Raw genomic sequence first — 13142 nt, 5'->3', positions numbered from 1 at the left:
GGAATGCCCGATAAGATGGCGGGCGAATTGACGAATGAACGACCCAAAAAGACTGTCGGGCGGCTGAAAAGCCGGCCGCAGTTTCTTGCAGTCCGCGAAGGCGAAAAGCGTAGGGGAAGCCTCTTCCTCATCGAAGTGCTGGACCGCAAGCTCTCCGACGCCGAACCCCGCGTTGGCTTTACCGTCACAAAAAGACATGGCAACGCGGTGGAACGCAACCGCATGCGGCGCAGGCTGAAAGAAGCCGTGCGACTTCATGCAGGATTTGCAATGCAGCCCGGACACGACTATGTGGTTGTCGCGCGGCGCGATGTGCTGACCGCATCTTTCGAGAAATTGACGGGTGAGCTCGTCAGCCGCATCGAAACCAGGCCGAAACACCGGCGGCCGGAAACGGACCGCTCCAGGAAAGTATGATGGAAAATAACCGCAATTACTTCATAGCAATTGCCCTGTCTGTGCTGATTGTCCTCGCCTGGCAGTTTTTCTACATGAACCCGCGCCTCGAAGCGCAGCGCCAGGCCGAACAGGCCGCCAAGCTGCAGCAGCAGACGCAGCAGGCTCAGACGAAGCAGACGCAGCCGCAGGCCCCGGCCGCAGGCACTGCCGTAAACGGTTCCTTGCCTGCAAACGGCCAGACGGCACCGACGACCCTTGACCGTGCTCAATCGGTTGCCAAAACGTCGTCCTCGCGCGTCGCCATCGACACGCCCGCGCTTGCCGGCTCCATCAATCTGGAAGGTGCCCGCCTCGACGATCTGCAGCTCAAGACCTATCACGAGACGGTCGACAAGAGCAGCCCGATCATCACGCTGTTCAGCCCGGCCGACACCAAGGACGGCTATTTCACCGAGCTCGGCTATATCGGCAGCGACGCGACCGGCGCCGTTCCCGGCCCGTCGACCGTCTGGACCCTTGCGAGCGGCGACAAGCTGACCGAGAAGACGCCGGTAACGCTCTCCTACACCAACGACAAGGGCATCACCTTTACCCGCACCATTTCCGTCGACGAACATTATATGTTCACGATCACCGACAAGATCGCCAATAGCGGTCAGGCGCCGGTGTCGCTGTCGAGCTATGGCCGCGTGACGCGCTACAACAAGCCGACCACACCGACGGCGTACGTCCTGCATGAGGGCTTCATCGGCGTCATCGGCGACGACGGTCTGATCGAGACCAAATATACCGCCGCCGAAAAGGAAGCCGTCAATCCCGCGAAGGCAACCGGCGGCTGGCTCGGCATCACCGACAAGTACTGGGCCGCAACGATCGTGCCGCCGCAGTCGACCGCCTACGATGCTCACTTCTCGCATTTTACCGATGGCCAGCCGCGCTATCAGGCCGACTATAAGCAGGACGCCGTCACCATCGCGCCCGGCCAGTCGCAGGAACTGAAGAGCCTGGTCTTCGCCGGCGCCAAGGAAGTGCCTGTCATCGACCGCTACGAGACGAGCTATTCGATCCCGCGTTTCGACCGCCTGATCGACTGGGGATGGTTCTATTTCATCACCAAGCCGATGTTCAAGCTGATGGATTTCTTCTTCCATTTCTTCGGCAATTTCGGCGTCGCCATCCTCTGCACGACCATTGTCGTCAAGGCGCTGTTCTTCCCACTCGCCAGCAAGCAATATGCCTCGATGGCGAACATGAAGCGCATGCAGCCGAAGATGGAAGAGCTGAAGGCGAAGTTCGGCGACGATCGCATGGGCCTGCAGCAGGCGACGATGCAGCTCTACAAGGAAGAGAAGATCAACCCGATCGCGGGCTGCTGGCCGGTGCTGTTGCAAATTCCGATCTTCTTCTCGCTCTACAAGGTGATCTACATCACCATCGAGATGCGCCATGCGCCGTTCTTCGGCTGGATCCAGGATCTTTCTGCGCCGGATCCGACCTCGATCGTCAACCTGTTTGGCCTGCTACCGTTCACCGCGCCGACCATTCTGCATCTCGGCGTCTGGCCACTGATCATGGGCGTCACGATGTTTCTGCAGATGCGCATGAACCCGACGCCGCCCGACCCAACCCAGGCGATGATCTTCAACTGGATGCCGCTGGTGTTCATGTTCATGCTTTCCAGCTTCCCGGCGGGGCTCGTGATCTACTGGGCGTGGAACAACACGCTGTCGGTCATCCAGCAGTCGATCATCATGAAGCGCCATGGCGTGAAGGTGGAACTCTTCGACAATCTGAAGGGCCTCTTCAAACGAAAACCGGCGCCATCGAAATGACGATCAAAGCCCCGCTTCGGCGGGGCTTTTCTTTGTTTGGCGGCAAGCGGCTCAACGAAATTCCGGCATTGAAGAGACTGATTGTGAAGATCTACAGGCCCGCGACCGAACCCAGCGCATTCAACGCCTCTTTAACGCGCTGCCGCGCCGACGCTTGGAGCCCGAGAACAGGACGAGGCGGCTCGAACCGGCCGAGATCGAGGGCTTCTGCAATCGCGAACATGACGCGGAAGCTGCCGAATACCTTGAACAACGACCACAGCGGCTCGAATGCGGTGTTGATGGTACGCACCTTTTCGGTATCGCGATTTTGTGCCGCTCTCGCCAAAGCGAGCGCCTCGGACGGCAAAAGCCCGGCAACGACGCTGTACCAGGCGTCTGCTCCCGCGAGCAGAGCGTCGGCAGCGCCCCAATCGCCACTGTAGCCTATTGCGAACCCCGGTTGCGTTTCCGATCTCAGGCGCTCCAGTTCTGAGCGGAAATCTGCACCGGATGGCAGTGGCATCTTCACAGCCTGAATGTTCGCGACCTTTGCCAGCCTGGCGATCAGTTCCTTGCTGAACGTGAACTTCGTGGTGCCGGGATTATTGTAGATGCACAAGGGAAGTCGCCCGACGTCGGCGACGGCAGCGAAGTGTTCATAGACCTCGTCATCTGTCAGCGGCGTATATGAAACCGGCGCAAGGAGAAGGGCGTCCGCTCCTGCCTGCATGCTATCGCGTGCCAAAGCTTGAGCCTCATCCGTACGCAGCGCACCGACTCCAACGATGACAGGTATCTTTCCTCCGACCGCCGACACCGCGGCCTCGACGGCGCGACGTCTCTGGTCGCGAGAAAGAAACGCGTAGCCGCCCGTGCTTCCGAGCAGGCCGATCGAGTCAGCCTTCGCTGCGGCGATGCGCGTCAAAAGCTTGGTCAAAGCAGCGGTATCGACGACTCCGTGTTCGTCGGTTGGCGTGATCGGAAAAGCCGAAAGGCCATGAAAAAGCGTCATATTCAGTTCCTTCCAAGGCTGCGAAAGTAGAGGCTTTATGCCCACCGCGCGCTGGCGGCGATCTTCTTACCCCTGCGAATTCACATTCCGCCGAGAAGTTTGAAAGCGATCAGCCACATGACGCAGGCGATGATTGCCTCGAGAATGCGCCATGACGCTGGCCGTGAAAAGATAGATTTCAGTCGGGTAGCGCCGTATCCCAGTGAAAAGAAGAACAGAAACGACCCCGTCATAGCCCCTGCGGCAAACTCCGCCTGATGCCCTGGAAAGCGCGTCGCGATCGTTCCGAGAAGAACGACGGTGTCGAGGTAAACGTGGGGATTGAGCCAGGTCAGGGCGAGGCACATGGCCATGGTCTTGCGGAAGCTCGCCGAACTGCTGTTCGCCACCGACAGAGCGCCGGTAGATCGTATGGCGGATAGCAGGCTTTTCGCCCCATACCAGACGAGGAATGCCGTCCCGCCGTAACGCATGGCGGGATCAAGCCATGGCAGCACGTCGACGACCTGCTTTAAGCTCGTGACCCCGATCACGATAAGAACAGCGTCCGACAGGGAACAGGCAAGGCAGACCGCAAAGACGTATTCGTGCCGCAGACCCTGGCGCAGAATGAACGCATTTTGTGCGCCAATGGCGACAATGAGACTTAGCCCCATCGTCATTCCGGTAAAATATGTCGAAAAGTCCACGCCTAAACTGCCCACCCTGAAAAGCCCTCGGCTCCATAGACCGGCCCGCAGATTTAGGATACTTAAACCTTCTAACCTCGATTAAGCGCAGCTTATCCGTGATCGACTACCCAGCTCTTCGCGTTCTTTTCGCCGTTGTTCAAACCGGCAGCTTCGAAAAAGCGGCTGCGGTACTGAACGTTACGCCTTCGGCCGTTTCTCAGCGGATCAAGCAACTCGAAGAACGGGTCGGCACCGCGCTTGTCATCCGAGGAACGCCCTGCACCGCCACGGAACAGGGGGACTGGCTCTGCCGCCATATGGAAAACGTCGGCATTCTGGAAAGCGAATTGCTTGAACATCTCCCCTCGCTTAGCGAACGTGGAGGACCGCAGCAGCGGGTCACGCTTCAGATCGCGACGAACGCCGACAGCCTTGGAACCTGGTTTCTGGAAGCAGCGGCGCAGTTCGCCAACACGTCCGACTATCTTCTCAATATCTCGGTGGACGATCAGGATTACACGGCCGAATGGCTTCAGCGCGGCAGGGTGATTGCCGCCGTCACCAGCATGGAACAACCGATCTCGGGATGCCGGCGCTATTCCTTGGGCGCGATGCGCTACCATGCCACAGCAAGCCCCGACTTCGTTCGGCAATATTTTCCGAACGGCGTCACACCGGAGGCCATAACCGTCGCGCCTTCATTGATCTTCAGTCAGAAGGATCGTCTTCAAATCGACTGGCTCCAACGTGTGTTCGGAGTTGACAGCAACGTGCCGACACATTGGCTGCCCTCCACACAAGGCTTCGTGGAAGCCAGCATGCTGGGGATGGGCTGGGGAATGAACCCGGTTCATCTTATTCAAGACCATATTCGGGCCGGACGGCTCATCGAACTGGTGCCGGACACGCCTCTCGATGTGACCCTTTATTGGCAGATTAGCCGTCTCGCCGCAGACCGGCTTGCGCTGCTGACCCAAACCGTCATCGACGTCGCAAAAAGATCGCTGATTCCGTCCTGACGACCGCCTTGGGCCGGCGGCGGTCAACGAGGAGCTGGCGATCAAAACTTGACTTTCGCGGGCAAAACCCCGAAGCCAGTCAGCCAATCGAACCGGAAGACCGCGAGCCCATGGCAGAACAGACCACAAAAGACGACAAGCCGCTTTTCGGGCGCCCATGGATCTTCATCCGCGGCGTGCCGTCGATGAAATTCCTGCCGCCGGAGGGGCCTTTGGAAGTGGCTTTTGCCGGACGTTCGAATGTCGGCAAGTCGTCGCTGATCAATGCGCTGGTCGGCCATAAAGGTTTGGCGCGCACCTCGAACACGCCGGGCCGCACGCAGGAACTCAACTATTTCGTCCCCGACGGCTTTTCCGGCGAAGGCACCGACTTGCCGCCGATGGCCTTGGTGGATATGCCGGGCTACGGCTATGCCGAAGCGCCGAAGGAACAGGTGGATGCCTGGACGAAGCTGGTTTTCGATTATCTGCGGGGACGCGCGACGCTAAAGCGCGTCTATGTGCTGATCGACAGCCGCCACGGCATCAAGAAAAACGACGAAGAGGTTTTGTCGCTGCTCGACAAGGCCGCCGTGTCCTACCAGATCGTGCTGACCAAAACCGACAAGATCAAGCCGGCGGGCCTGCCGAAGCTGATGGCCGATACGGCCGAAAAGATCCGCAAGCGCCCCGCCGCCTATCCCGGCATTCTCGCCACCTCCTCGGAAAAGAGCGAAGGGCTGCAGGAGCTGCGCCAGGCGATCGGCCTCACCGTCGGCATTGCCGTCTGATAATAAAAAGGCCGCCACCCTCGACGCCGACGGCGGCGGCCGTGCTGCCGATCGTCGTTACATCTTCGGCAATAGCACCTTGTCGACCACGTGGATCACGCCGTTCGACTGCTTGACGTCGGCAATGGTGATGTGGGCGGTGCCGCCGGCCTCGTCGGTCAGCGTCAGCTTGCCGCCGCTTTCGGTGGCTTTGATCGTGCAGCCGCCGACCGTCTTCAGATCATATTCGCCGCCGTTGCCCATCGACATCTTCTTGATGGCGGCGGCCATGTCGTCGCCGGCGACGACATGGCAGGTCAGGATCTTCGTCAGCGTCGCCTTGTTCTCCGGCTTCAGCAGTGTCTCGACCGTGCCGGGCGGCAGCTTCTTGAAGGCTTCATTGGTGGGCGCAAAGACGGTGAAGGGGCCTTTACCTTCCAGCGTACCCACAAGGCCGGCGGCCTTGACGGCGGCGACCAGCGTCGTGTGGTCCTTCGAGTTGACGGCATTTTCGATGATATTCTTGCTGGCGAACATCGGCGCGCCGCCGACGGTCGGGTTCTTCGCATGGGCGAGGCCGGTTGCGGCCGAAAGCGTTACGGCCACCGCGGCAATGCGGATTGCGGTCTTGATCATGGCTTGTCCTCTTCCTCTCTTGCCCCGATCAGGCGGGGTCAGAGCAAGGTACGGAGGCGCCGAAAGAAGAGTTTCAGCCGCAGGTCTTTTTTCGGAAAGAAGACGTTTTCAGGGCAGATGGATCGTGCCGGAGGCAATGACATCGCCCGTGGGCTTGCCCGTCGGCGAACCGCCGAAAGGTTCGACGCTGACGGCGATGATCGCGCCTTCCGTCAGCTTGCCGTGGATCTCCTGCGGCAGCACGATCTCGCCCTCGCCGGTCTGCGGCAAGACGCCGAGCGCCTCGGCCGGTTCGCTGCCGCGGATGAGCCAGAGTTCCAATGATTTTTCCTGGGGTTGCCCGGCGGCGACCGGCGTCACCCTCAGTCGACCGTTTGCGGCGTCATAATCAGCCAGCAAATTGATGGCGCTGTTCTGTCCGGCAAGGGATGCGGTGAGCTGCCTGCCCGGCACCGGTTTCGAGACGTTGTTGGTGATGGTGAAAACCAGGACGCCGGCTGCGATAAACAGCGAACCGAAGGCGACGGACCGCCACAGCAACAGCGAATTCCAGAGATGAGCGCCGAGAGCGGCATCTCCGAAAATGCGCCTCTCGATCTTGGGGAACACCGAGGCTGCCGGCGCGACCATATCGTAATCGTCATTGAATCCCGAAAGATTCTGCTCCCAGCGACTGACGATGGCGGCAAATTGCCGATCGCTGCGCATGCGCCGCTCTACCTTCTGTCGGTCCTCCAATGACAGCACGCCAAGCACATATTCTCCGGCCAGGACTTCATCTCGGGAGCGGCCTCCCTTGCTTTGATCGGGCGTACTCATCTGTCCATGCACTCTCTCAGTCTAATCAGGCTTCGGCGCAGCCAGGTACGCATTGTATTCAAAGGCACCGCATATTGCTCGGCGAGTTCCTGGTAGCTCAGACCATCCACATAGGCGCTACGAACAGCCCGTGCCCGATCAGCTTCCAACTCTTCCATGCACCTGTCAATCCGCCTTCCCTCTCCCTTCACCATTGCCTGCTCTTCAGGGCCAGGTTCGGTATCGGCAAGATCATAGGCCGTATCAATTTCATCTGCGACAGGTTTTCGGGCACGCACAGCATCGATCGATTGATTGCGCGCAATCGTGGTCAGCCACGGCATCGCCGGCCCTTCGGAGGCCATAAAACGCTCTGCCCGCTGCCAGATTTTCACGTAGACTTCCTGCAAAATCTCCTCGGCATCCGTCCTGTTGCCAAGAATACGCAGGCAGACGGCATAGAGTTTCGGACTGGTCTTTTTGTAGAGCACGGCAAAAGCTTTCTGGTCGCGCATCGCGACCCGGCCGATGAGCGCCGCTATCTCCTCGCTCGCCATCCGATCCCCCCGATCGCGGCTTCTTCAGATTAACTTAAGCGAAAAGTATCCGGCGACAAGCTCACTCAAAGGATGAGACCACGCAGACATGCGATATGACGCCAGAAAAACTAATCCTGTCATCATTATTCCCTCTGTCAAAAACTTGCGATAAAAGGCCGCGATCAATTCTACGGGGTGCCCCATGTCCGAATCCCAAAGCGAACTCCAAGCCAGCCTGCTGGCACAAGCCCTGCCCTACATGCAGCGCTATGAAAACAAGACCATTGTGGTGAAATATGGCGGCCATGCCATGGGCAATGCCGAGCTCGGCAAGGCTTTTGCGGCCGATATCGCGCTTCTGAAACAGTCGGGCGTCAACCCGATCGTCGTCCATGGCGGCGGCCCGCAGATCGGCTCCATGCTGACGAAGATGGGCATCGAATCGAAATTCGAAGGCGGCCTGCGCGTCACCGACGCCAAGACCGTCGAGATCGTCGAAATGGTCTTGGCCGGCTCGATCAACAAGGAAATCGTCGCGCTGATCAATCAGACCGGCGAATGGGCGATCGGCCTTTGCGGCAAGGACGGCAACATGGTCTTCGCCGAGAAGGCGCATAAGACCATCAAGGACCCGGATTCCAACATCGAGCGCGTGCTCGATCTCGGCTTCGTCGGCGAAGTGGTGGAGGTCGACCGTACGCTGCTCGACCTCTTGGCAAAGTCGGAAATGATCCCGGTCATCGCGCCGGTTGCTCCCGGCCGTGACGGTGCCACCTATAACATCAATGCTGACACCTTCGCCGGAGCCATCGCCGGGGCGCTCAGCGCCACGCGCCTGCTCTTTCTCACCGACGTTCCGGGCGTGCTCGACAAGCAGGGACAGTTGATCAAGGAACTCTCCGTCGCACAGGCCCATGCGCTGATTGCCGACGGCACGATTTCCGGCGGCATGATCCCGAAGGTCGAGACCTGCATCGACGCCATCAAGGCGGGTGTCCAGGGCGTCGTCATCCTCAACGGCAAGACCGCCCATTCCGTGCTGCTTGAAATCTTCACCGAACACGGCGCCGGCACGCTGATCGTCCCTTAAGAAAAACACGCCCTCTCCAGGTCGGGAAAGGGCGCAGTTTTCGCATTGTCGGCATCGCGCGTTCAACCGAAATCGGTCGAGCGCGTGAGGTTTTCCCATGCGGTGATCTCCTCGCTGAGGGCAGCGATTTTTCCGCGCACCAAATTCAGGGCGTCCGTTCCAAGCAAGAGATGGACAGGCGGTTCGTCTGAGGCCACCAACGCCAATATAGCCGCAGCGGCCTTGCTGGGATCACCGGCCTGATTGCCGCTCTTTTCTTCCCGCGCTTTGCGGATGGGGTCGAACAGCGCGTCATAATCGGCAATGCTGCGGCCGGTGCGGACCATGGAGCGACCGGCCCAATCGGTACGGAACGAACCCGGCGCAACGGCTGTGACCTTGATGCCGAAATCCTTCACCTCCTTTGCCAATACCTCGCTGATGCCTTCGAGGGCAAATTTGCTGCCGCAGTAATAGGCGATGCCGGGCATGGTGATGAAACCGCCCATCGACGTGATGTTGATGATGTGGCCGGCGCGGCGGCGGCGCATGAAGGGAAGCACTGCCTTGGTCATCGCCACGGCACCGAAGACGTTGACGTCAAACTGATGGCGCATCTCGTCGAGCGGCGACTCCTCCAGTGTGCCTTCGTGACCATAGCCGGCATTGTTGATTAACACGTCGATCGGACCGATATCCGCTTCGATGCGCGCGACAGCAGGCTCGATGGCGGCAAAATCGGTCACATCCAGAAGGATCGCTTTGGCGCGGCCCGGCGCCATAGGCTCGAACTGCTCTTGGCCGGAAACATTGCGGACTGTGCCGGCAACGCGGTGGCCGGCGGCAAGGGCCGCCTCGGCGAAGGCGCGACCAAATCCGGAACTGACGCCGGTGATCAAGAAAAGTTTGCTGTCTTTCGAATTCATGGGGAAGCTCCTTGCTGTCAGCGGGCTCGACGCTCGGCCAAGCGACCGCGCATTGCCAATGTGGATGTGGCAGGACTGACATTCCAATATATTGCGATGGCTTTGTTCATATCTTAAATATATTTCTACCCACTAGTCTCAGGGGAAGAGATGGAGCTGCGCCATATCAAATATTTCCTCGCTGTCGCCGAAGAACTGAATTTCACCCGCGCGGCCCGGCGCGTCGGCATCGGTCAGCCACCGCTCAGCAATCAGATCCGCGATCTGGAGGAGGAGATCGGCGCGCCATTGTTTCGCCGTCTGCCGCATGGCGCCGAATTGACCGAGGCGGGACAGGTTTTCCTGCCGGAAGCGCGCGCGATCATGGCCAAGGCCGAGCATGCGAAAGCCTTGGCATTGCGAGCGGCGCGCGGAGAGCTCGGGCGGTTACGGTTGGGCTTTACCGGTTCGTCCGCTTTCAGCCCGATCGTGCCGTCGGCGGTGCGCAGCTTCCGCCGCGCCTACCCGGAAATCGATCTGACGTTGCACGAAGCTTATACGACCCTGCTGCTGGAGCGGCTCGATGCCGGGGAACTGGATGCGGTCTTCATCCGGCCCGGCCGGGCTGACCCGCCCGGTTTCCGGACGCATTCGCTCGGTGAAGAAGCCATGGTCATCGCACTCCCATCGAGCCATCCTCTTGCCGATGCTGCCGCCTTACCCATGTCCGCCCTTTCGGCCGAACCTTTCGTGCTGTTTCCGCGCGAGGCCGGTCCCAGCCTGTTCGATGGAATCATCGCCGCCTGCCGGCATGCGGGTTTCGAACCGATCCTTGGACAGATCGCACCACAGATCACCTCGCTCGCCAATCTCATCGCTGTCGAACTTGGCGTTTCGGTCGTGCCATCGGCGGTCGCGCAAATCCGGGTGCCGGGCGTCACCTATGTACCGATCAGCGGCGACGGTCCGGTGGCGCGGCTGGCACTCGCAACCCGCCGCGGCGAGCGTTCGGCCGTCGTGCAGAACTTCGTCGCGCGTGTGCTTGCGGACAGAAACAATAGAGGGTGATCAGGTCTGCTGATAGAGCGCCTCGGCCTCGCTCTTCAGCATCCCCATCACCGTTCGATAGGGCGCAGGACCGTAGCTGATGCGGCTGACACCGAGCCTTCCCATGGCGATGTTATCGGGCGTTGTCGGGCGCACCATGATGTTGATCGGCAGGGGAGAGCGGTCACAGACGGCTTCGATCAGCTCCGGGTCGACAAGTCCCGGCGTGAAAAAGCCGCTGGCGCCGGCCTCCGCGAAAGCTTCGGCGCGCCGGTAGGCCTCGTCCAACAGGATCTGATGATGGGCCGTGTCGCTTTCCTGCAGGAAAAGATCGGTGCGGGCGTTGATGAACAGCGGCATTTCCCGCCGATCGGCCATCTCGCGGATGGCGCGGATGCGCGCCGCCTGCATCTCTATCGGGTGAACGCCGCGGCCGCCGACCACCTGGTCCTCGAAATTGATGCCGACTGCGCCATGATCCATGATCTTTTCGACGTTGGCGGCGACGGCATCCGGCTCTATGGCATAGCCGCCTTCGAGATCGACGGAGACCGGCAGGGGACTCGTGACGGAAATCAGCCGGGTGATGACCGCTAGCAACGACAGCGGTATCGCCTCGCCGTCGCTGAAGCCATTGGCGGCGGCGACCGACCAGCTCCCCGTGGCCAGTGCCTTGGCTCCCGCCTCGGTGACCACCTTGGCCGAGCCGGCATCCCAGATATTGAAGAGGATCAGCGGATCACCCTTCCGATGCAGCCGGGCGAATTCCGCTGCCTTTTCTACCTGACTCATATTGTCCCCTCCTCAAAGCCCCACCGGGCGCATCGTGTCCTTCGTAACCGAAGAGGCACAGGCTCCTCTCCACTCCGGCAAATAGCGCAACCCCTCAGAAATCAATCGGTAAAACCATAGCCTGCATTGGAATAGCCGGCAATGTCTGCAATGTTTCTCATATACGCCGCATATTTTCCTTTTCCTCAGGCAATAGCGCGTGTCATAAGGCCGGCATGACCCAAACGAAAACCCTGCCGCAACCCGCCGATTTCTCGGATATCCGTGATTGGGTATTCGATCTCGACAACACGCTCTATCCGCATCATGTCGATCTCTTCGCGCAGATCGATAAGAACATGACCGCCTATGTTTCGGCGCTTCTGCAGATGGAGCGGGACGAGGCGCGGAAGCTGCAGAAGGAATATTATCGCGATCACGGCACGACATTGCAGGGGCTGATGATCCATCATCGCATCGACCCCAATGATTTTCTGGAAAAGGCGCATGCGATCGATTACTCGGCACTGACGCCGCAGCCGGAGCTTGCCGCCGCCATCAAGGCGCTGCCGGGGCGCAAATTCATCTTCACCAACGGCAGCGTCAAGCATGCGCAGGCGACCGCCGGCGCACTCGGCATTCTCGACAACTTCGATGATATTTTCGATATCGTCGCCGCCGATTACGTGCCCAAGCCGGCCGGCAGCACCTACGACAAATTCATGAGCCTCAACCGGGTGGATACGAAGCGAGCCGCGATGTTCGAGGACCTGCCCCGCAATCTTACCGTGCCGAAAGCGCTCGGCATGAAGACCGTGCTGCTAGTACCGCAGAATCTCGAGGGAACCGTCGTGGAATGGTGGGAAAAGACGAGCGGTGAGGACGATCATATCGACTATGTGACCGACGATCTCACCGCTTTCCTCAAGACGCTCGTTTAACGGTTTTTTAGGATCGGGTTACCAAAGTTTCATTCGCCTTACAGATGTTTAATTGGCCGTTTTTTGCCCTCCACCGTATCGTTTGACCATTCCTCGGTTCGAAAGGAAAAACGATGAACGGGAAAAAACTTCTTCTGGCAGGACTTTCCGCAACTCTTCTGGTCGGCGCCGCCCAGGCAAGTTTTGCCGCTCCGCAGGGCAATGACGGCACGGGTGGTCCTGGCGGCCGCTGGCATCGCCCGGGCTTTTCGCCGGAAGTCGCCTATGTGCGCATGCTCAAGCAATTCGACACGAACGGCGACATGAAGATTTCCAAGGACGAGGTGAAGACCGGCGTCGACAAGATCTTCGATGAGATCGACACGAACAAGGACGGCCAGATCACCCCCGGCGAACTGCGCGCCTATCGCAAGGAGCGGGTCAAGCAATGGAAGGCCGAACATGCCAAGGCCGCCGATGAGCAAGCTCAAAGCGATCAGGGTAAGGGCGATCAGACCCAAGGTGATCAAGCCCAGAACGGCGACAAACAGGACGGCGGCAAGCATCGCGGTCATCATCCGCGCGGCCGCTTTATGCACGAAGCTGCTATGATGCGCACCACCCTGTTGTTCCAACGCATCGATACGGACGAAAACGGTCAGATCAGCAAGCAGGAAGCCGAAGACGCCGCCAACAAGCTTTTCGACCGCATGGACCGCAACCATGATGGCGTGATCTCGCTGGACGACATGCCGAACCGTCCGCTGCTCTAAATATTCGATTGGGCGTGAGC

Annotated in this window: 15 protein-coding genes; 8 read left to right on the top strand and 7 right to left on the bottom strand. The window is 59.7% G+C overall.

What is annotated here, in order from left to right; genetic code table 11:
• Positions 1-15: 15 nt before the first annotated feature.
• Both rnpA and yidC read left to right on the top strand, forming a co-directional pair.
• A complete protein-coding gene (rnpA, locus tag QDY28_RS08310) occupies positions 16-417 on the top strand; it encodes a ribonuclease P protein component (protein WP_331381283.1) in 402 nt (133 codons plus the stop codon).
• Positions 417-2231, top strand: a complete 1815-nt coding sequence (yidC, locus tag QDY28_RS08305) for a membrane protein insertase YidC (RefSeq protein WP_331381212.1) — start codon at positions 417-419, stop codon at positions 2229-2231. The genes rnpA and yidC overlap by 1 nt, the downstream gene beginning before the upstream one ends.
• Positions 2232-2322: 91 nt before the next feature.
• Here yidC and QDY28_RS08300 read toward each other — a convergent pair whose 3' ends face one another.
• Both QDY28_RS08300 and QDY28_RS08295 read right to left on the bottom strand, forming a co-directional pair.
• Positions 2323-3225, bottom strand: a complete 903-nt coding sequence (locus QDY28_RS08300) for a dihydrodipicolinate synthase family protein (protein WP_331381211.1) — start codon at positions 3223-3225, stop codon at positions 2323-2325.
• An 80-nt stretch (positions 3226-3305) separates the two neighbouring features.
• A complete protein-coding gene (locus QDY28_RS08295; RefSeq protein WP_331381210.1) occupies positions 3306-3914 on the bottom strand; it encodes a LysE/ArgO family amino acid transporter in 609 nt (202 codons plus the stop codon).
• A gap of 98 nt (positions 3915-4012) precedes the next feature.
• On the opposite strand from QDY28_RS08295, the gene QDY28_RS08290 reads away from it, so the two are divergent.
• Both QDY28_RS08290 and yihA read left to right on the top strand, forming a co-directional pair.
• Entirely contained in the window at positions 4013-4915 is a 903-nt protein-coding gene (locus QDY28_RS08290) for a LysR family transcriptional regulator ArgP (protein WP_331381209.1), read from the top strand.
• A gap of 110 nt (positions 4916-5025) precedes the next feature.
• Complete coding sequence (yihA, locus tag QDY28_RS08285) at positions 5026-5685, top strand: ribosome biogenesis GTP-binding protein YihA/YsxC (RefSeq protein WP_331381208.1); 660 nt, start codon at positions 5026-5028, stop codon at positions 5683-5685.
• A 57-nt stretch (positions 5686-5742) separates the two neighbouring features.
• Here the strand turns inward: yihA and QDY28_RS08280 are convergent, their stop codons facing one another.
• From QDY28_RS08280 to QDY28_RS08270, 3 genes are all read right to left on the bottom strand, one after another.
• Positions 5743-6300: a fasciclin domain-containing protein gene (locus QDY28_RS08280; RefSeq protein WP_331381207.1), complete on the bottom strand. Its 558-nt coding sequence runs from the start codon at positions 6298-6300 to the stop codon at positions 5743-5745.
• A gap of 108 nt (positions 6301-6408) precedes the next feature.
• A complete protein-coding gene (locus QDY28_RS08275; protein ID WP_331381206.1) occupies positions 6409-7119 on the bottom strand; it encodes an anti-sigma factor in 711 nt (236 codons plus the stop codon).
• A complete protein-coding gene (locus QDY28_RS08270; RefSeq protein WP_331381205.1) occupies positions 7116-7655 on the bottom strand; it encodes a sigma-70 family RNA polymerase sigma factor in 540 nt (179 codons plus the stop codon). The genes QDY28_RS08275 and QDY28_RS08270 overlap by 4 nt, the downstream gene beginning before the upstream one ends.
• A gap of 184 nt (positions 7656-7839) precedes the next feature.
• On the opposite strand from QDY28_RS08270, the gene argB reads away from it, so the two are divergent.
• Positions 7840-8727 carry an acetylglutamate kinase gene (argB, locus tag QDY28_RS08265; protein WP_028751062.1) on the top strand — a complete coding sequence of 296 codons (888 nt, stop codon included), beginning with the start codon at positions 7840-7842 and terminating at the stop codon, positions 8725-8727.
• A gap of 62 nt (positions 8728-8789) precedes the next feature.
• Here argB and QDY28_RS08260 read toward each other — a convergent pair whose 3' ends face one another.
• Positions 8790-9632: an oxidoreductase gene (locus QDY28_RS08260; RefSeq protein WP_331381204.1), complete on the bottom strand. Its 843-nt coding sequence runs from the start codon at positions 9630-9632 to the stop codon at positions 8790-8792.
• Positions 9633-9782: 150 nt separating this feature from the next.
• Between QDY28_RS08260 and QDY28_RS08255 the strand changes: the two genes are divergently transcribed.
• Positions 9783-10679, top strand: coding sequence for a LysR family transcriptional regulator (locus tag QDY28_RS08255; RefSeq protein ID WP_331381203.1), 897 nt, complete (start codon positions 9783-9785; stop codon positions 10677-10679).
• On the opposite strand, the gene QDY28_RS08250 is transcribed toward QDY28_RS08255, so the two are convergent.
• Positions 10680-11450, bottom strand: coding sequence for an isocitrate lyase/PEP mutase family protein (locus QDY28_RS08250; RefSeq protein WP_331381202.1), 771 nt, complete (start codon positions 11448-11450; stop codon positions 10680-10682).
• 215 nt (positions 11451-11665) lie between these two features.
• Here QDY28_RS08250 and QDY28_RS08245 point away from each other — a divergent pair, with 215 nt between their 5' ends.
• Together QDY28_RS08245 and QDY28_RS08240 are read left to right on the top strand one after the other, a co-directional pair.
• Positions 11666-12370, top strand: a complete 705-nt coding sequence (locus QDY28_RS08245) for a pyrimidine 5'-nucleotidase (protein ID WP_331381201.1) — start codon at positions 11666-11668, stop codon at positions 12368-12370.
• Between the two features lie 113 nt (positions 12371-12483).
• Positions 12484-13122: an EF-hand domain-containing protein gene (locus QDY28_RS08240; protein WP_331381200.1), complete on the top strand. Its 639-nt coding sequence runs from the start codon at positions 12484-12486 to the stop codon at positions 13120-13122.
• Positions 13123-13142: the final 20 nt, after the last annotated feature.

This window comes from Rhizobium sp. BR 362 (genome assembly GCF_036528765.1).
In the GTDB taxonomy this organism is placed as follows: domain Bacteria; phylum Pseudomonadota; class Alphaproteobacteria; order Rhizobiales; family Rhizobiaceae; genus Rhizobium.
The sequence above is the reverse complement of the archived record's forward strand: the minus strand, read 5'-3'. Positions and strand labels throughout refer to the sequence as shown.